We start from the raw sequence: 18,797 nt of genomic DNA, 5'->3' as shown, positions 1-18,797 counted from the left end.
GATGCCTGAACATTGCACAGTTCGTGCCAAGGCACAAGCTGTTGATTCGTATGGGTTTGCACACATCACCCGAATGGGTGTGTCCGATTTTTAGACAATTAATTTGTCTGAACTTCAGACATTTGCCTGAAATTTATTCAGGGTTTTCCAGACGTCCATAGAGCGTGGCGCGCGAGATGCCGAGCTGCCGCGCGGTGGCCAGCTTGTTGCCGCCATGCGCCTTCATGGCCGCCTGGATGGCCCTGCGCTCCAGTTCCGCCACCTGCTCGGCCAGCGGGCGCAGGTAGCGCGACTCGTCCTCGGCCTCGACCACCACCACAGCGGTGGTGTCCTGCACCGGGGCCGCGGGCTCCACGCCCGCTTCGCGCAGGATGCGTTCAAGCTGCGCCGCGTCGATGGACTGGCCCTCGCTGCGCATCACCGCCTGCTCGATCACGTTGCGCAACTCGCGGATGTTGCCGCGCCAGGGCTGGCCTGCCAGCAGGGCCATGGCATCGGACAGCACTTCGGGCGGTGGCGTGCCGTTGCGCAGCGCCAGGTCGTCGCCCAGCGACTCGACCAGCGCCGGGATATCGCTGCGCCGCGCGCGCAGCGGCGGCACGCGCACCGGCAGCACGTGCAGGCGGTAGAACAGGTCTTCGCGGAACCTGCCCTCGCGCACCAGCGCCGACAGGTCGCGCGAGGTGGCTGCCAGGATGCGCACATTGAACGGCACCAGCTTGTTCGAGCCCAGCGGCTCGATCTCGCCCTCCTGCAGCGCACGCAAGAGCTTGGCCTGCAGGCTCTGTGGCATGTCGCCGATCTCGTCGAGGAACAGCGTGCCGCCATCGGCCAGCTTGAACTTGCCGTCGCGCCCCTTGGCCGATGCGCCGGTGTAGGCACCCGGTGCCACGCCGAAGAATTCGGCCTCCAGCAGCGTGTCGGGCACGGCCGCGATGTTCACGCTCACAAAGGGCCCGCCCGCGCGGCTCGATGCCGCGTGGATGGCATGGGCCAGCAGTTCCTTGCCCGTGCCCGTCTCGCCCAGCAGCAGCACCGGGCTGGAGGACTGCGCGGCGCGGCGCGCCTGGCGCTTGACCTCGGCCGCGGCCGGGCTCGAACCGATGAAGCTGGCAAAGGTGTATTTGGAGCGTCGCTCGCCATCGCCCGCCGCAGCCGCCGCCACCAGGCTGCGCCGGCGCTGGCTGGCCAGCTCGCGCCGCGCATCATCGAGGTCGCGCTGCAGCAGCGCGAACTTGCTGATCAGCGGCTGCAGCGTGGTCTCGGGGTGGTCGAACAACACGATGCCGATGGCCCCGATGACGCTGCCCGCATCGTCGCGCAGCGGGATGCGGCTGACCACGAAGGTGCCGGCCTTGTTGGTGAGCAGATCGATCAGCACCGGGTTGCCCGACTCCAGCACGCGGCGCATGCCGGTGTTGGGGATCACCTCCTCCACCATGCGGCCCAGGAACTGGTCCAGCGACGAAAAGCCCAGGTCGGGCAGGAAGCGCTGGTAGCCCTCGTTCACCCAGACGATGCGCCCGCTCAGGTCCACCAGGAACATGCCCTGGCTGACGCTGGAGAACAGGTGGAACATGGACCGCGCCGCCAGCTCGAGGATGCCCTGGGCATCCAGCGGCAGTGCGGGGGCGTCGTCGATGAGCAGGGGCGGCATGTGCGGATGGTAGCAAGCCTGCCACCCGCCCCGGGTCAATCCGCCGTGGCCGGAGCTGGCTGCAGACCGCTCACCGCCCTCAGCCCACGCGCCATGCGCAGCACCACCACGGGCTGGGCCGTTTCCGACGCACCCAGGGGCTGGTCCACCAGGATGCAGGGCTTGCCGGTGCGGCGGCAGTGGTCCTGCACGCGCCAGTACTCGTCGTGGCTGATGCAGCCGGTCTGGCAGATCACGAGGTCGGCCGCCGCCAGGCTCGAATCGAGCGCTGGCGACGGTGAAGGGGCCAGGGCCTCGGGAACCGCCGCCTGCGCCTTTTGCTCCACCTGTGCCACCGCCTGCAGGCGCCAGCGCAGGCACTCGCGCGAGAGGCTGGCGATGCGCTCGGCCAGCGCGGCGATGTGGCGCGCCATGTCGCGTCGGCGTTTCAGGCCCGGCTGCGCCGCGTGCAGCTGCTGCAGTTCGTCCTGCGCCATGGCAAGCCGCGTGTCGCGCACCACCACGGCCGCGCGCAGGCGCACCACCTCTGCCCGCAACTGCTCCAGCTCGTCTGCCTGCCGCGCCAGGGCATCGCTGCAGCGCGTCTGCGCCTCCCCCAACTGGCGGCACAGCACCAGGAACTCTTCGGACAGGGTATGCATGCACCATCCTCGATAATAAGAATGATTCGCATTTTATGGTATGATTTACCCGTCTAAGCAAGCCACCTGGTGGGGGATACCGAAGGAAGCGAGCCCTTGGTGTCTGGCTTGCGAAGTTTGCTGGGCGGGCAAGGCCAAGGTGCACCCAGGACCATCCCAGTGCGCCAAGGCCTGCCCGCCCCCCTGCAAGCCAGGCAGCTCGCCGTCCCCTGTACCCTCGCGCTCCGACCTTTGGGGGATACCGCATCGCGGCATCTTGCGCTTCAATCCGTTCTACGAAGCCACTGCCGCAGCCGATCCGTGATCACCGCACTGTTTGAATTCACGCGCGCCAGCCCGGGCCCTGCCCCCCAGGGCGCGAGCGCCTCGACCTATGCGCATGCGGTGCTTGTGAACTGGTCGATGGGCCAAGGCCGCTCCTTCGACCCGCTCATGGACCTGCCCCACCTGCTGGTCGCCACCCTCACCTGGGATGAAAGCAACGATGCCGCGTCCAGGAGCGACCTCGAATCGTGGTGCGGCAAGCTCGGTGTCGCGGTGTCCTCCGCCCTGCGCATGTCCGTCAGCCCCCGGCAGGAGGGCACGGAGCTCCTGGCGCCCCATTAGTGTGCTGTCCCGCAATGCGCAGCAAGGCAGGCAGCGCATCCCAAGGGTGAAGGCCCACGCATCGCTTGCACGGGGTGCGGCGGATTCACGGATTGCCGCGGTTGATGAAATGGTCGGGACCGCGGCCCCCCGGCCTGGGCAACAGCCGGCTGGGCGAGTGCGGAAACTCGGGCGGCTTGCGGGCCACGATGAACAGCCGGATGTCCTTGCCCCGGGTGCCGTGCCGTTCGACCGACACGATGTCCATGCCCTGCCGGGCGATGGCCGCGTGCAGCCCCGGCCCTTCGAAGCTCAGCACAGCGGGCGCCTTGCCGATGGCACGCATCAGCGGTATCGCCAGCCAGGGAATGAGCGGGTTCATCTCGGCGATGCAGGGCGTCTTGGAGATCAGCAGGCCGCCCGGCCGCAGCGCCTGCACGGCCAGCTGCAGCGTGTGGTCCAGATCGCTCACCAGGTGCAGCATGTTGAAGGCCATCACCACATCGTAGGTGCCCTGCCCCCACCCGGGCGCATCGGCGTCGGCCACCGCGAAGCCCAGTTGCGGCGTCGGCTGGGCCGCCAGCCTGGCCTGGGCAATGGCGATCATGCCGGGCGAGACGTCAGTCGCCAGCAGGCGGCGGGTGAAAGGGGCCAGGCGCAGTGCGGTGCTGCCCGTGCCGCAGCCGATCTCCAGCACCTCCTGCCCGGCAGACAGCAGACCCTGTACGCGCTGCAGGGTGGCCTCGTAGCCCGCCATGTCGGCAATCGGATCGGCCGCGTACTTCGGGGCGATGCGGTCCCAGAAAAGGGCTTTGCGGGCGGCAGCGGCGCCTGGCGGCGGGGGCTGCACGGAAGCTTTGACAGGCGCAGGGGACGTGGTGGTCGGCATGGGCGGGACAAACTCTTTGCGATGGACAGCAATGGATGCTATCCATGCGCACCACCGCAGGGAATTGCCGCAAATTGCAGTGAACATATACATTTATGCATGGATAAACTCGACTGGAACCAGCTCCGGGCCTTTCTGGAAACCGCCGAAGCCGGCTCCCTGTCGGCCGCCGCCCGCAAGCTGGGCCTGACCCAGCCGACGCTGAGCCGCCAGGTGGCCGCCATCGAGCAGCGCATGGGCGTGACCCTGTTCGAGCGCGTGGGCAAGGCCATGGCGCTGACGCCCACGGGGCTGGACCTGCTGGAGCACGCCCGCGCCATGGGCGCCGCGGCCCAGGCCCTGGGCGTGGCAGCCAGCGGGCGCTCGCAAGAGGTCGGCGGGGTGGTGTCGGTCTCGGCCAGCGACGCGGTGGCCACCTTTCTGCTGCCCCCGCTGGTGCAGCGCCTGCGCGAGCAGGAGCCGGGCATCGTGGTCGAGGTGATCCCGACCAATGCCTTCAGCGACCTGCTGCGCCGCGAAGCCGACATCGCCGTGCGCCACGCAAAACCAGAACAGCCCGAGCTGATCGCCCGGCTGATCCGCGAAGCCTCGGCCCGCTTCTATGCCTCCGAAGACTGGGTGCAGGCCCATGGCCACCCGCGCAGCGCCGAAGACGCGGCCCGCCTGCCCTTCGTGGGATCGGACCGCTCAGGCCAGTACCTGGGCTACCTGCAACGCCACGGCCTGCCCGTGACCGAGGCGAACTTCAGCGCCTATGCCGACCACACGGTGGCCCACTGGGCCCTGGTACGCCAGGGCCTGGGCATCGGCGCCATGATGGAAGAGATCGCCCGGGACACCCCGGGCGTGGTGCGCGTGCTCGACGATGTGCCGCCCGTGCGCTTCCCGATCTGGCTCGTCAGCCACCGCGAGCTGCGCACGGCGCGGCGCATCCGGGTGGTCTTCGAGGCGCTGGCGCAGGGCCTGCAAGCAGGATGAAGCGGCCTGCAGGCGCGCGCTGGGGATGAAAAAAGGGCGGCACTGCAGAAACTGCCGTGCCGCCCCAACTACCCAAAACAGTGTTCAGCCTCAGCCCGCGGCCGTGACCCCTTCGGCCGCTGCCTTGCGCGCGGCCCAGCGGCGCGCCAGGCGCGGCAGGATCAGCACGGCCAGCACGATGACGATCAGCGTGACCGAGCCAGGGCGCTCCAGGAAGATGGTCCACTTGCCTTCGCCGATGGCCACTGCGTTGCGCATCTGCGCTTCGGCCAGGGGGCCGAGGATCATGCCCACGACCACCGGGGCCGAAGGGATGTCGAAGCGGCGCATCACCACGCCGAGCAGGCCAATGGCGTACAGCAGCACCAGGTCGAACGCGCTCTGGCGCATGCCGTACACGCCCAGCGTGGCGAACACCAGGATGCCGGCGTAAAGGTAGGACTTGGGGATCTTGAGCAGCTTGACCCACAGGCCCACGAGCGGCAGGTTCAGGATCAGCAGCATCACGTTGCCGATGTACATCGAGGCGATCAGCGCCCAGACCAGCGCGCCGTTGCTGCTGACCCGCTGCGGGCCGGGCTGGATGCCGGAGTTCTGGAACGCGCCCAGCAAAATGGCCGTGGTGTTCGACGTGGGAATGCCCAGCGTGAGCAGCGGGATCAAGGTGGCCGTGATGGCCGCGTTGTTGGCCGCCTCGGGGCCGGCCACGCCTTCGATGGCGCCGGTGGTGCCGAACTCTTCCTTGTGCTTGCTCAGCTTCTTCTCGGCCGCATAGCTCAGGAAGGTCGGAATCTCGCTGCCGCCTGCGGGCACGGTGCCGAAGGGGAAGCCGATGGCCGTTGCACGCAGCCAGGCGGGCCAGGAGCGGCGCCATTCCTGCCTGGTCATGTGCGTGCTGGTCAGCTTGTTCTGCGTCTCGTCGGTCTTGCCCTCGTACATCACGTTGTACAGAGCCTCGCCCACGGCGAACAGGCCCACGGCGATCAGCACCACCTCGATGCCATCCATCAGCTCGGGCACGCCAAAGGTGTAGCGCGCCTGGGCGGTGAGCTGGTCGATACCGATCAGCCCCAGCGCCAGGCCCAGGAACAGCGCCAGCATGCCGCGCAGCGTGCTCTTGCCCAGCACCGCGCTCACCGTGGTGAAGGCCAGCACCATGAGCATGAAGTACTCGGGCGGACCCAGGCGCACTGCGTACTCCGCCACCAGGGGCGCGAAGAAGGTCACCAGCACCGTGGCGATGGTGCCCGCCACGAAGGAGCCGATGGCCGCCGTGGCCAGCGCCGCGCCGGCGCGGCCGTTCTTGGCCATCTTGTTGCCCTCCATGGCCGTGACCATGGAGCCGGCCTCACCGGGCGTGTTGAGCAGGATGGAGGTGGTCGAGCCACCGTACATGGCGCCGTAGTAGATGCCGGCGAAGAAGATCATCGACGCGGTGGCTTCCACCTTGACGGTGATGGGCAGCAGCATGGCCACGGCCACGGCGGGGCCGATGCCGGGCAGCACGCCCACGGCGGTGCCGATGACACAGCCGACGAAGGCCCACATCAGGTTGATGGGCGTGGCTGCAGTGATGAAGCCCTGCAGCAGGAGGTTCCAGGTTTCCATGGTGTCGCGCGGGCTTTACAGCCACCCCGTGTTCGTGAGGCCGGGCAGGTTGATCGCCAGCAATTGGGTAAACATCCAGAACACCGGGGCAGCCACGGCCACGCCGATGAAGAGGTCCTTGATCCAGACCACCGGACGCAGGTCGAGCTTGCCCTCGGAGCTCTTGAAGCCGCGCACTGCAAGCACGAAGCACAGTGCGCAGCTCAGGATGAAGCCCAGCGTGGTGATCAGCAGGGCATTGAGCAGCAGGCCGGCGGAGACCCAGACGAAGCCCTTCCAGTGGGCGGTCTCGTCACCCGAGCCCTCCTCCAGGTCGCGAAAGCCGCCCGTCTGCGCATGGATGACGGCCAGCACCCCGCAGACGATGAGCGCGATGGCCACCACCCAGGGGAAGAAGTTGGGGCCCACGCCGCCATAGCCCGCCTCGGAGCTGATGGAGGTGGCGCCCCAGGCCAGCAGGCAGCCCAGCAGCAGCGTGCCAGCGCCCACCACGGTCTGCAGGGCCGTGGAGCGAGAGGAATGTTGTGTCATGTTTTTATCCCGCAAGGAAGAGCGGCGCGCAGAGGACTGTTGCCAGCACCGTATTGCGCGCCGCCCGGAGGGTACGACGATGGGCTTGCGCCGGGCTCTGCGCCCGGCGTCAGATCATGCCGGACTTGGCCATCGTGGCGCGCAGGCTCGCGAACTCTGAATCGACGAAGTTGGCGAACTCGTCGCCGGCCAGCCAGGCGGGCGTCCAGCCGTTCTTCTCCATCGCGTCCTGCCAGGACTTGTGCTTGTAGGTCTTGGACAGCGCGTCGATCAGCTCCTTGCGCTGCTCGGCGGTGATGCCGGCCGCGCCGTACACGCCGCGCCAGTTGCCGATCTCGACGTTGATGCCCTGCTCCTTGAGCGTGGGCACGTTCACACCCTTCAGGCGCGTGGCCGAGGTCACGCCCACGGCGCGCATCTTGCCAGCGGTGATGTACTCGGCAAACTCGCTGTAGCCGCTGCCGCCCACGGTGACGTTGCCGCCCAGGATGGCGGCGGTGGCCTCACCGCCCCCACGGAAGGCCACGTAGTTGATCTTGGCCGGGTCCACGCCCACTTCGCGGGCGATCATGGCGGCCGCGATGTGCTCGGTGGATCCGCGCGAGCCACCGCCCCACTTCACGCTGCCGGGGTCCTTCTTGAGCTGGTCGACCACGTCCTTCATGGTCTTGAAGGGCGAGTTGGCAGGCAGCACGAACACGTTGTACTCGCTGCTCAGGCGCACCAGCGGCGTCACCTTGTCCAGGCCCACCGGCGGCTTGCCGGTGATGATGCCGCCCAGCATCACGGCGCCCATGGCCATCAGCGCATTCGGGTCGCCCTTGCTGGCGTTGGCGAACTGGGCCAGGCCGATGGCGCCAGCGGCGCCGCCCTTGTTGTCATAGGTGACCGAGCTGGCCACGCCTGCGTCCTGCATGGCCTTGCCCAGGGCACGGCCCGTGGTGTCCCAGCCGCCACCGGGGTTGGCAGGGATCATCATCTTGATGGCTGCAGCGGCCTGGGCGGTCAGCGGCAAGGCACCGGCTGCCGCCATGGCGGCCAGGGACTTGAGGAAGGTATCGCGACGCATCGTTGTCTCCTTGAATGATTGGCGAACCTGTCGATGATGCGCGCCCTGCCTGTCAAACGGCTGTCCAAAGGATTAGGGAAAACCCCGTGACAGCAAGCCCCCTTGTGTCGCTTCGCGCCTTCTCCCAAGAGAGACGCTCCCAGTGCGGCGGGGCGGCCACAGGAGCACCCAAAAGCCTACGCGGAGTGATATGGTCCCGCGCATGAAATTGCTGCTTGTCGAAGACGATCCCACCATGCAGGCGACCTTGCACCGGGCGCTGAGCCGCCGGGGCATGGAGGTGACGCCCGTGGGCGATGGCCGGGCGGCGCTGGCGCAGTGGGCGGCCCAGCCGCCCGATGCGGTGGTGCTGGACCTGACCCTGCCCGGCCTCGATGGTCTGCAGGTGCTGCAGCAGGCGCGCACGCGCGGGCTGCGCACGCCGGTGATCATCCTCACGGCGCGGGGCACCGTGGGCGACCGCATCATGGGCCTGAACTCCGGTGCCGACGACTACCTGCCCAAGCCTTTCGACCTGGACGAACTGGAGGCGCGCCTGCGCGCCCTGGTGCGGCGCAGCGCCGACCCGGTGGCCAGCAGCGCCCTGCCGCCCAGCGTGCAGCAGATCGGCGCCATCCGCTATGACACCAACAGCGGCGCCATCTACCTGAACGGCGAGGTGATGGAGTTCACCCCGCGCGAACTGGCGCTGATGCATGCCCTACTGGCCCAGCCCGGCCATGCCGTGACCAAGGAGCGGCTGTACGAACTGGTCTTTCCCGGCCAGCTCGACGTGCAGTACGAGGCCATCGAGGTGGTGGTCTACCGGCTGCGCAAGAAGCTCGCGGGTACGGGCCTCACGCTCATGACGCTGCGCGGCCTGGGCTACCTGCTGCGGACGGATGCATGAAGATCAAGCCCCCGGGCACACCCCGCACGCCCTCCACGCCGCGGCCCCATTCGCTGCGCCGCCGGCTGCTGCTGGGCATTCTGCTGCCGGTGGTGGTGTTCATCACCTACAACACCGTGAGCGGCTACCAGCAGACCCTGGCCTCGCTGAACACCGCCTACGACCGCACGCTGCTGGCGTCGGCCAAGAGCATCAGCGAACAGCTGGACGTGACCGGCTACGAGGAAGCGGCGCACCTGCGCGCCATCGTGCCCTACTCGGCGCTGGAGGCCTTCGAGGCGGACAACAAGAGCCGCATGTACTACCGCGTCTCCAACCTGCAGGGCGAGCTGATCTCGGGCTTTGACGAACTGCCGCTGTGGACGGGCACCATCCCCGCGCGCCCGCCCTATGCGGCGCTGGTGGATTTCTACGACGACACCTTCCGCGGCATGCCGGTGCGCGTGGCCGTGCTGCTGCAGCCCGTGGCCAGCTCCAAAGGGCGCGCCATGGCCGTGATCCAGGTGGCCGAGACGCTGGAGGTGCGCGAAACCCTGGCGCTGCAGAACCTGCGCAACACCCTGCTGCGCCAGGCCCTGCTGATCGCCGTGATCGGCATCACGGTGGTGCTGGTGGTGCAGCGCGCCACCCAGCCCGTGCGCCAGCTCAGCCAGGAGCTGCAGGCCCGCCAGGAGGGCGACCTCAGCCCCATCACCGCACCGGCCGCACCGCGCGAGCTGCAGCCGCTGATCGAAGGCACGAACGAGTTCCTGCAGCGCCTGCGCCACCTGCTGCGCCACCAGAAGCGCTTCGTGCGCGATGCCTCGCACCAGCTGCGCACGCCGCTGGCGGTGCTCAAGACCCAGGTCCAGTCGGCCCTGCGCGGCGACATGCCGGCCGAGCAGGCGCTGCACGAGATCCGCGACACGGTCGACCGCGCCACGCAATTGGCCAACCAGATGCTGGCCCTGGCCAAGGTGGAGCAGTTGCGCCAGCAGAGCGCCCCGCCCGTCACCCGTTTCGACGAGATCCTGCGCGGCGTGGCGCTCGACATCTCGCCGCTGATCGCCCAGCGCGACCTGGACTTCGGCATCCACACCGACCCCGCGCCCGTCGTCGCGCACGAATGGATGCTGCGCGAGCTCACGCGCAACCTGCTGCACAACGCCGTGCGCCATGCGCCGCCGGGCAGCGAGCTGTCGGTGGATCTGCGCGCCGATGGCCGCCACGCGGCCCTGACCGTGAGCGACCACGGCCCCGGCATCGACGACGAGCTGGCGCTGCGCCTGTTCCAGCCTTTCTCGGCCGGCGACGTGCGCACCGGCAGCGGCCTGGGCCTGGCCATCTGCCAGGAGATCGTGCAGGCGCTGGGTGGCAGCATTGCATTGACCAACCGCACCCAGGCAGGCCGGGTGCTCGGGCTCGATGCTGTGGTGCGCCTGCCCCTCGCCGACAACATGGGCATGCCGGACACGGCACAATCGCCGCCATGAACGTTGCTACCGAGACGATGCGCCTGGACAAATGGCTCTGGTGCGCCCGCTTCTACAAGACCCGTGGCCTGGCCACCGAAGAGATCGGCAAGGGCCGTGTCACCGTCAACGGCCAGGCCGCCAAGCCCGCACGCGATGTGCGCCCCGGCGACACCGTGGCCCTGCGCCAGGGCCCCGTGGCCCGTACCGTGACCGTGCGCGGCCTGAGCGGCATGCGCGGCCCCGCGCCCGTGGCCCAGCTGCTGTACGAAGAAACGGCCGAGAGCATTGCTGCGCGCGAGGCTGCGGCCGAACAGCGCCGCCTGGCGCCCGAACCAGCCGCCACGCTGCAGGAAGGCCGGCCGACCAAGCGTGACCGGCGCAACATCGAGCGCGTGAGCGCTCCGGACTGGGACAGCCGCTGGAGCGCGTCGATCGAAGAGTAAGCGTCTGGGTGCGGCCGATTTCTGCCGCTAGGCACCGCCACCCCTGCAGGTACTTGCGGCGGACGGTCTCGATGGTCTGCGAACACAGCGAAGGATCGGTGTCGGACAAGGAGGGCAGCCCTACGCAGGTGGACAGGGGCATGCGAAAGGGGTCGCTGCGGTTCTGGCCCTCCACCACCATGCTGCAGTCTTCCGTGCGCACGTGGTAGCGCGTGCGGAACAACCGGGTGGGCGGCCTGGCCCAGCGCACCACCCAGCACGGCGCCGCCCGTGGTACCAGGGGTGGACTCATCCACCGTCTGGGCGTCGGCGATCCAGCCATACCACCCCGGATGCAGCAGCTCAACCCGCCACCGCGAAGCGATGGCCAGGCGCTCGTCCTCGGTGAGGCCGGTCCAGATGGCGGGCTTGGTGCGCGCGGCAGGTTTTGCGGCCCCCGGCACCGGCCCGCGATAGACCGGATCGAAGGGCTCTGCCGACACGGTCACCGTGGGCGCGCAGCTGAGCGCACGCTCCATCTGGCGCACGGACTGGTTGAGCACCAGGATCCCGTTGCCGAGCAGGTCCGCATCGGCGCCTGCAGGAGATGCAGGGTGCCAGAGGCTGCGCCGCCCCTGCCCGGCGCCTTGGGGCCCCCGCTAACTGGCTCAGTGCAGCAGCAGTTGCTGCTGACCGTGGTGGCAATAGATCTTGAACACCGAGACCGACTTCACCAGGTCGTCGGCCTGCGAACGCAGGCTGGATGCCGCGGCCGCCATCTCCTCCACCAGCGCCGCGTTCTGCTGCGTGGCCTGGTCCATCAGCGTGACCGCTTCACCCACCTGGGACACGCCCGAACTCTGCTCGGTGCTGGCAGAGCTGATCTCGCCCATGAGGCGGGTCACGCTCTGGATGCTGGCCACCACCTCGTCCATGGTGGTGCCGGCCTTGTCCACCAGGGCCGAGCCATGCTCCACGCGGCCCACGCTCTCGGTGATCAGCTGCTTGATCTCCTTGGCCGCCTGGGCGCTGCGCTGCGCCAGGGTGCGCACTTCGCCGGCCACCACTGCAAAGCCGCGCCCCTGGTCGCCCGCGCGCGCCGCCTCCACGGCGGCATTGAGCGCCAGGATATTGGTCTGGAAGGCGATGCCGTCGATCACGCTGATGATGTCGTTGATCTTGCGGCTCGAATCGTTGATGCCCTTCATGGTCTCCACCACCTGCGCCACCACCTCCCCGCCCTGCTGGGCGATGGTCGAGGCCGAATGCGCCAGCCGGTTGGCGTTGACCGCGTTGTCGGCGTTCTGGCGCACGGTGGACCCCAGCTGCTCCATCGACGCCGCTGTCTGCTGCAGGGCACTGGCCTGCTGCTCGGTGCGGGTGGACAGGTTGTGGTTGCCCTGGGCGATCTCGGAGCTGGCGGTGGACACGCTAACCGACCCCTCGCGCACGCCCGCCACCAGATTCGACAGGCTGCGGCGCATGGCCTCCATCGCGCCGACCAGCGAGGCGATCTCGTCATTGCCATGGGCCACCAGCGGGCGCGCCAGATTGCCATGGGCAAACTCCTGGGTCGCTGCGCCGGCCTCCCGGAGCGGCCCGACGATGGAGCGCGTGGTCAGGTAGCCCAGCACCAAGGCAAACGCCACGACCACCACGCTCAGCACGATGAGCTGCATGCGCAGCGACTCGAACTGGCGCATCGACTGCTCGCTGGCCTGCTGGCTGATCCTGTCGCCCTCGGCGAGAAAGGCATTGATGTCCCCCACCAGGCGCACCAGCAACGGGCGGCACTCGGCATTGATCTTCTTGATGGCGGCCTCCTTCTCCCCGGAGCTGCCCAGGCGCGTGATCTCCAGCGCAATGGGGCCGTAGGCCGTCTCGGTGGCCTGGATCTTGGCCAGCAGCTGCTGCAGCGGGGCCGCCGCCTCGGGCCCGGCCTGCGCCAGGGCCTCTTCCAGCTTCTTGATCCCCTTGCCCACCGCGTCGTGGGCAGCGGCGATGAGCTTGACCTCGGCCTCGGCATCGGCCGGGGTGCTGGTGATCACCAGATTGCGGGCAGCCACCGCGCGGGCGTTGGCCGCATCAAGGACGCTGCTGCCCAGGTTCTTGATCACATCGAGGTGGTTGACCTGATTGTCCAGGTTGGCCTGGGTCAGCGACTGCCCCCGTATGCCCATGATGGCCACCAGGACAAGGGCGCAGGCCAGCACGGCGTAGCCGGTGGCCAGACGCGCCCGGATGCTCAGGCGTTGCAGAAAATTCATGGCGAAGTTCTCCTGCGTTGGGCGCGCATGCGCGAAATCCACCGGCCAAGGCCGGTTTCCAGCGTGATCTGCCCAGAACACCGCCTGCCAACCCCTCGCTGGCAACCTGCACCGCCCGCTCAAGTATGGATTGTGGGCACTGTGCAGGCGTGGCGCTGCTCAATGCCGCTACCTTGCGCCTCCTGCCGCCCGCTTGCAAGTGTTTTCTTGCCACCTCTGGCCGCTGGTCGCCTATGCCCGGCGCGCCGGGCCGGTGGCAGAGATGCGCGGGTACGCCACCACCAGGGCGCCGACGAGCATGGCCGTCCCGTTCGCATAGACCCACATCTCGCCCTCGAACAGGAGCGCGGTGAAGACCGTGATCCCGAAGACGATGGCCACCATGGTGAACAGCGCCATCGCCACCTGCCGCCGGTGCGACGGCGCCATGGCCACGCCGGCCAGCACGAACACGGCGCCCAGCACCGCGCCGGAGCCCAGCTCGATGAGCAGCGTGCCCAACACGCCGTGGCCCATCTGCCAGGCGCTGACGAACTTGGTCAGGCGCTGCGCCACAAAGGCGGCAGCGAAGGCGGCCGGCAGCAGGCAGATCCAGCGCATGAACTTGCTTTTCAACATTCGCTCTCGTTTCCTTGTATCGGTAGCGCCGGCAACGGCCCCGCCCCCCCGCGCGGCGGCGTGCAGCCACCGGGGAAATGTACCCAATTGTTGGCAGATCGGCCTGGCGACACCGGCCCCCAGCCGATCCTCCCCATCCCCCGAATCGGTGATGGTCAAACGCAGCACCGGTGCGCACAATCACCAGCGTCCAAAGGGGGAAACCATGCGTTGGATCGTGGTGGCCATCTGTTTCGTTCCTGCCATTGCCTTTGCGGCAATGGACCCGCCGCGCGGCTCCGTGGCCCTGGTCGGCGTACTGAACCTGGCCTACCTGCTTGCATTGAGCAGCGGTGTAGGCTGGCTGGTCCAGCAGGTTGCGCAGACATCGGGGCGCTTCTCCCCCAGAACCGAAGCCTTCCTCAGCGGCGTAAGCGCCCTGGTCGTAGGGCCGCTGCTCTGGTTCGCGCTGTTTCGCTAGGGCCAGGCCCAGCCGGCCTCACCGGGCCCTTTCCGCACTGCCAATCGGGCACTGAGTGCGCCGTCCTCAGGGGCCTGTTCAAGCGATTGGCCTACACCACGCGGTGCGCGGCCCTCGGATGATGGCTGGCCGGAAATTGCAATTCGTGACGGTTGTCTCCCGGCGGGACCTGTACCCTGGCACTGCGGCGCAAGCCAGTCCGGGGGCGTGGGATTTCCCCGGGGGCGGCTTTTCTTTTGCGCGCGGGCAGACAGTGCTCGCACCAGCCTGCCGGCAGCCACGCGCCCTCTGCACCCCCCTGACCAGGATCGGAAGCCCCACGTGACAGCGTTCATGCCCTTCAGCTACAACCTTTTCCTGGTGGCAGGGTCGCTGGCCATGGCCATGTTCGCCTCCTACGTGAGCTTTGACATGGCGCGGCGTGTGCGCACCTCGCAGCGTGGCATCGGCCTGGCCTGGTGGGCCGCCGGCTCGCTGGTCATGGGCACGGGCATCTGGTCCATGCACTTCGTGGGCATGCAGGCGCTGGAGCTGCCCATTCCCGTAGGCTACTCCCCGGGGCTGACCTTCGTGTCCTGGGTGGCCGCGGTGGCGGCCTCCGGCGTGGCGCTGGAGTTGGCCAGCCGCAAGCGGCTGGACCACCCGCGCATCGTGCTCGGCGCCGTGGCCATGGGCGGGGGCATCATCGCCATGCACTACCTGGGCATGGCAGCCATGGCCATGTCGCCCGGCATCACCTGGGATGTGCCGCTGGTGGCACTGTCGGTGCTGGTGTCCGTCCTCGCGTCGGCGCTGGCGCTGCTCATCTTCAAGCTGCTGCGCCAGGTGGAGCGGCCCCGGCGCACCGGCTACCAGCTGGCAGCCTCGTTCGTGTTCGCCCTGGCGATCTGCGGCACGCACTACCTGGGCATGGCGGCTGCCAGCTTTGCCGTAGGCTCGGTGTGCCTCACCGCCGATGAACTCAGCGGCCCGGGCCTGCAGACGGCGGTGGCGATGATTGCCGGCGGCCTGCTGGTGGTCACCTTGCTCACGTCCATCCTGGATGCGCGGCTGCAGCGCGCCGCGCGCGGCGCATCGCACTCCATGCACGAGAGCAACGCCCGGCTGCAGGCCGCCAACGAAGAGCTCAAGCAACGCGCCTTCGCCGATCCGCTGACGGGCCTGCCCAACCGCCTGCTGTTCGAGGACCGCCTGGCCCAGGCCACGCGGCGGCTGGAGCGCAGCAACCACGGCGGCGTGGTCGAGCGCATGGCCGTGCTCTTCGTGGACCTGGACGGATTCAAACCCATCAACGACTCGTTCGGGCATGCCGTGGGCGACGTGGTGATCCGCAAGGCGGCATCGCGCCTGCGCGACGAGGCGCGCGACTGCGACACCGTGGCGCGGGTGGGCGGCGACGAATTCCTCATCCTGCTCAACGACGTGGCCGATGAAGAGGCCTCCATCCGCGTGGCCCAGCGGGTGCTGGCATCGCTGTCGCAACCGTTCGAGGCCGCAGGCCGGCGCATCGAGATCTCCTGCTCCATCGGCATCGTGCTGCACCCCGGACCGGGCGAGAGCAGCAAGATCGTGGCCAATGCCGACGCTGCGATGTACGCCGCCAAGCGCGCCGGGGGCAGCTGCTACGCGCTGTTCGAGCCGCACATGGTGTCCGACGTGTCCGAGCAACTGGAACTGCAGAACGAGCTGCGCCACGCGCTGGAGCGCGGGCAGCTGGCCCTGAACTACCAGCCCAAGTTCGACGGCCGGCGTGGCCAGATCAGCGGGGTCGAGGCACTGCTGCGCTGGAACCACCCGCGCCACGGCATGGTCAGCCCGCTGGTCTTCATTCCCCTGGCGGAACGCATCGGGCTCATCGGCAAGCTGGGCCAGTGGGTCATCAACGAAGCCTGCTGCCAGATTGCCGAATGGGGCCGCGACGGCCTGCGCATGCGCGTGTCGGTGAACCTCTCGGTGCACCAACTGCGCGACAAGCACCTGGTCGAGCGCATCGCCCAGACCCTGCAGGACCATGGCCTCGCAGCGTCGCAGCTGCTGTGCGAGATCACGGAGACCGTGGCCATGGAAGACATCAAGGCCGTGCAGCGCACCTTCGAGGGCCTCGGTGCCATCGGTGTCTTCCTGTCCATCGACGACTTCGGCACCGGCTACTCCAGCCTGCGCTACCTGAGCCAGTTGCCCGCCCAGCAGCTCAAGATCGACCGCAGCTTCGTGGGCGACCTGGAGCACAGCGCGAATGCGCGCGCTGTCGTGGCCGCCGTCGTGCGCCTGGCCCACGCCCTGGCCCTGCGCGTGGTGGCCGACGGGGTGGAGACCCCGGGTCAGCGCGACATCCTGCTCGCCATGGACTGCGACGAACTGCAGGGCTTTCTCTTTGCCCGGCCCATGCCGCCCGCCGCGCTGCTGGCCTGGGCCCATGGCGCCAAGCCCGAGGGCGGCGCGGACTTCACTCCTTCGCTGGTGGGGGCGCTGTCGCCCCTGTGAAGCCGGCGGGCAGGTGCTGCGCCAGTCCTTTGAACAGGTTCTTAGCGGCAGGGCGGCACTGCACGCAGCCCCCATCGCTGGCTCGCGTCCTACAAGGAACAAATGTAAGCAAGCCTATCTTTCGGGAGACAGGCCTTCTTCACTCCTTTCAGGAAAGTCCAGACGATGGAGCACCGGCAACCCCGTGATCCCGCAGCCGAGCAGGACCGCCTCATGGCACTGCGTGCCATCAACCTGCTGGACACGGCGCCCCTGGACACCCTCGACCAGATCACCCGCCTGGCCAGCGAGATCTTCAACATGCCGATCTCGCTCATCACCCTGGTCGATGCGCACCGCCAATGGTTCAAATCCAGCGTGGGCATGGGCGATGTGCAGGAAACCAGCCGCGACGACGCCTTCTGCGCCTGGACCATCGAGCAGCGCAACGTGATGGTGGTGGAAGACGCCACCCGCGACCCGCGCTTTGCCGACAACGCCCTGGTGCAGGGCACTCCGCACATCGTCTTCTATGCCGGTGCGCCGCTGCTCCTCACCAGCGGGCACGCCCTGGGCAGCCTGTGCGTCATCGACACCAAGGCACGCAGCTTCAACCGCCAGCAGCAGGGCCAACTGGCCACCCTGGCCTCGCTGGCCATGGCGCAGATCGAACTGCACCAGCGCGCCGGCCGCGTGCACGAGGTGACGCGCCTGCCCAACCGCGCGCAGCTGATGCACGACCTGCAGGACCTGCGCGCGCAATCGGCGCAGGGCACGGCCGGCGGTGGCATGGTGCTCATCGACCTCCTGGGCCACCTGCGCCTGCAGGCCGCCGTGCGCGCGGTCGGCATCGGGCGGCTGGAGCAGATTCTGCGCGAGATCGCCGCCAAACTGCGCGCCATCGTGGGCGCCGACTGGCCCATCTACCATGTGTCGGAAACGCGGTTCTGCGTTCCCCTGCGCGGGGCCGACACGGCGCAGCAGGAGCGCTTCGCGCAGCAGCTGCTGGCCGGGCTGCAGGCCCCGTTCCAGCACGGCGGCGTGGCGGTGGAGCTGACGCCCCGGGCCGGGCTCGTGGCCTACCGGCCGCACATCGAGAATGCGGCCGACGCGCTGCGCAAGGCATCCTCGGCCATGCAGGAGGCCGCTGCGCGCGGGCGTGACTACCTCTGGCACGACGACGCCTTCGACGCTGCGCACCAGCGCGCTTTCCATCTGCTGCAGGACGTTCCGGCAGGCCTGGAACAGGGCCACTTCCGCCTGGTCTACCAGCCCAAGCTGAACCTGCGCCAGCGCACCTTCAGCGGGGTGGAGGCCCTGGCACGCTGGCAGCACCCCACGCTGGGCGACATCGCGCCAGGGGAGTTCATTGCCCTGATCGAAGGCACGCCGCTGATCCATGCCTTCACGCTCTGGGTGCTGAACACCGCCATCGGCCAACTGGCGCAATGGCGTGAACAGGGCATCCAGTTGACCATGGCGTTCAACGTCTCCCCCCGCAACCTCGATGAGGCCGGTTTCGTCGAGCAGGTGCGCAAGGTCTGTGCACGCCACGGCGTGCCACCGGACAGCCTGCACATCGAGTGCACCGAAACCGCCGTGATGACCAAGCAGGAAACGCGCGACGCCTTGACCGCCCTTCAGCAGATGGGTGCGCAGATCTCGCTGGACGACTTCGGCATGGGCTACTCCAACCTCGCCTGCCTGCGCGAACTGCCGGTTGAGATGCTCAAGCTCGACCAGTCGCTCATCAAGCCCGTGGACACCAACCCGCGCGCCCTGCACCTGGTGAAGTCGCTGGTGTTCATGGGCCACTCCCTGGGCTACCGCATGCTGGCCGAGGGCGTGGAGACCCGCGCCGTCTACGACCTGGTGGTGGAGGCCGGCTGCGACGCCATCCAGGGCTACTACCTGTCCCGCCCGCTGGAAGCGGCGGATATCCCGGGCTTCATGGCGGCACACCCCGCCCTCGCCGGGCCTGCGCTCGACGCCGGGCACACGCAAGCCACGCTCGCCTAGCAGCACAGGTCGCTCAAGGGCTTCATTCGGCAGGGAAGACGAATTATCCCCAGCGCCGGCAAGGGGGCGAACCTGGCTACCGTGAACCTGGCAATTGAGGGCACCGCGCAGGCCCAGAAAAACGCGGTCTAGGATCGATATGCGCGATATGGGTCCAGAACGGGTTCAGCGATCTGAATGAGATCCGCCGGGCAAGAAAAAAGCCCTGCAAATCAATGACTTGCAGGGCTTTATCTTGGCGGAAACG

16 protein-coding genes are annotated in these 18,797 nt (G+C 68.3%); 8 read left to right on the top strand and 8 right to left on the bottom strand.

Annotation, left to right across the window (positions count from 1 at the left end):
- Positions 1-133 precede the first annotated feature (133 nt).
- Both ACK59X_RS15720 and ACK59X_RS15715 read right to left on the bottom strand, forming a co-directional pair.
- Entirely contained in the window at positions 134-1,657 is a 1,524-nt protein-coding gene (locus tag ACK59X_RS15720; protein WP_409958577.1) for a sigma-54 interaction domain-containing protein, read from the bottom strand.
- Positions 1,658-1,692: 35 nt separating this feature from the next.
- Positions 1,693-2,298, bottom strand: a complete 606-nt coding sequence (locus tag ACK59X_RS15715) for a DUF2325 domain-containing protein (RefSeq protein WP_409958575.1) — start codon at positions 2,296-2,298, stop codon at positions 1,693-1,695.
- A gap of 300 nt (positions 2,299-2,598) precedes the next feature.
- On the opposite strand from ACK59X_RS15715, the gene ACK59X_RS15710 reads away from it, so the two are divergent.
- Complete coding sequence (locus ACK59X_RS15710; protein ID WP_409958573.1) at positions 2,599-2,904, top strand: hypothetical protein; 306 nt, start codon at positions 2,599-2,601, stop codon at positions 2,902-2,904.
- Between the two features lie 85 nt (positions 2,905-2,989).
- Here the strand turns inward: ACK59X_RS15710 and ACK59X_RS15705 are convergent, their stop codons facing one another.
- Positions 2,990-3,772, bottom strand: coding sequence for a class I SAM-dependent methyltransferase (locus ACK59X_RS15705; protein WP_409958571.1), 783 nt, complete (start codon positions 3,770-3,772; stop codon positions 2,990-2,992).
- 99 nt (positions 3,773-3,871) lie between these two features.
- On the opposite strand from ACK59X_RS15705, the gene ACK59X_RS15700 reads away from it, so the two are divergent.
- Positions 3,872-4,750 (top strand): LysR family transcriptional regulator, encoded by an 879-nt coding sequence (locus ACK59X_RS15700; protein ID WP_409958569.1) that lies wholly within the window; start codon positions 3,872-3,874, stop codon positions 4,748-4,750.
- A 90-nt stretch (positions 4,751-4,840) separates the two neighbouring features.
- Here the strand turns inward: ACK59X_RS15700 and ACK59X_RS15695 are convergent, their stop codons facing one another.
- The 3 genes from ACK59X_RS15695 to ACK59X_RS15685 form a co-directional block, all read right to left on the bottom strand.
- Positions 4,841-6,358 (bottom strand): tripartite tricarboxylate transporter permease, encoded by a 1,518-nt coding sequence (locus ACK59X_RS15695; RefSeq protein WP_409958568.1) that lies wholly within the window; start codon positions 6,356-6,358, stop codon positions 4,841-4,843.
- A 15-nt stretch (positions 6,359-6,373) separates the two neighbouring features.
- Complete coding sequence (locus ACK59X_RS15690) at positions 6,374-6,889, bottom strand: tripartite tricarboxylate transporter TctB family protein (protein WP_409958566.1); 516 nt, start codon at positions 6,887-6,889, stop codon at positions 6,374-6,376.
- Between the two features lie 109 nt (positions 6,890-6,998).
- On the bottom strand, positions 6,999-7,958 hold the full coding sequence (locus tag ACK59X_RS15685; RefSeq protein ID WP_409958564.1) for a Bug family tripartite tricarboxylate transporter substrate binding protein: 960 nt from the start codon (positions 7,956-7,958) through the stop codon (positions 6,999-7,001).
- A 190-nt stretch (positions 7,959-8,148) separates the two neighbouring features.
- On the opposite strand from ACK59X_RS15685, the gene ACK59X_RS15680 reads away from it, so the two are divergent.
- From ACK59X_RS15680 to ACK59X_RS15670, 3 genes are read left to right on the top strand one after another with little or no spacing between them, the layout of a single operon-like run.
- A complete protein-coding gene (locus ACK59X_RS15680) occupies positions 8,149-8,847 on the top strand; it encodes a response regulator (protein ID WP_409958562.1) in 699 nt (232 codons plus the stop codon).
- Positions 8,844-10,319, top strand: coding sequence for a sensor histidine kinase (locus tag ACK59X_RS15675; RefSeq protein WP_409958560.1), 1,476 nt, complete (start codon positions 8,844-8,846; stop codon positions 10,317-10,319). Before ACK59X_RS15680 ends, ACK59X_RS15675 begins: the two co-directional genes overlap by 4 nt.
- The gene (locus tag ACK59X_RS15670; RefSeq protein WP_409958558.1) at positions 10,316-10,744 is read left to right on the top strand and encodes an RNA-binding S4 domain-containing protein; all 429 of its coding nucleotides are present in this window, start codon (positions 10,316-10,318) and stop codon (positions 10,742-10,744) included. The genes ACK59X_RS15675 and ACK59X_RS15670 overlap by 4 nt, the downstream gene beginning before the upstream one ends.
- Positions 10,745-11,391: 647 nt before the next feature.
- On the opposite strand, the gene ACK59X_RS15665 is transcribed toward ACK59X_RS15670, so the two are convergent.
- The gene (locus tag ACK59X_RS15665) at positions 11,392-12,990 is read right to left on the bottom strand and encodes a methyl-accepting chemotaxis protein (protein WP_409958556.1); all 1,599 of its coding nucleotides are present in this window, start codon (positions 12,988-12,990) and stop codon (positions 11,392-11,394) included.
- Positions 12,991-13,221: 231 nt separating this feature from the next.
- Positions 13,222-13,608 carry a hypothetical protein gene (locus ACK59X_RS15660; protein WP_409958554.1) on the bottom strand — a complete coding sequence of 129 codons (387 nt, stop codon included), beginning with the start codon at positions 13,606-13,608 and terminating at the stop codon, positions 13,222-13,224.
- Positions 13,609-13,759: 151 nt separating this feature from the next.
- Between ACK59X_RS15660 and ACK59X_RS15655 the strand changes: the two genes are divergently transcribed.
- The 3 genes from ACK59X_RS15655 to ACK59X_RS15645 all read left to right on the top strand — a co-directional run bounded on the left by ACK59X_RS15655 (position 13,760) and on the right by ACK59X_RS15645 (position 18,550).
- Complete coding sequence (locus tag ACK59X_RS15655) at positions 13,760-14,068, top strand: hypothetical protein (RefSeq protein WP_409958553.1); 309 nt, start codon at positions 13,760-13,762, stop codon at positions 14,066-14,068.
- Between the two features lie 333 nt (positions 14,069-14,401).
- Positions 14,402-16,552 carry a putative bifunctional diguanylate cyclase/phosphodiesterase gene (locus ACK59X_RS15650; protein WP_409958593.1) on the top strand — a complete coding sequence of 717 codons (2,151 nt, stop codon included), beginning with the start codon at positions 14,402-14,404 and terminating at the stop codon, positions 16,550-16,552.
- Between the two features lie 165 nt (positions 16,553-16,717).
- Positions 16,718-18,550, top strand: coding sequence for a putative bifunctional diguanylate cyclase/phosphodiesterase (locus ACK59X_RS15645; protein ID WP_409958551.1), 1,833 nt, complete (start codon positions 16,718-16,720; stop codon positions 18,548-18,550).
- The last annotated feature ends 247 nt before the right edge of the window (positions 18,551-18,797 follow it).

This window comes from Acidovorax sp., assembly GCF_046339755.1.
Lineage (GTDB): Bacteria > Pseudomonadota > Gammaproteobacteria > Burkholderiales > Burkholderiaceae_C > Acidovorax.
This window is presented reverse-complemented; position numbering and strand designations above follow the sequence as displayed.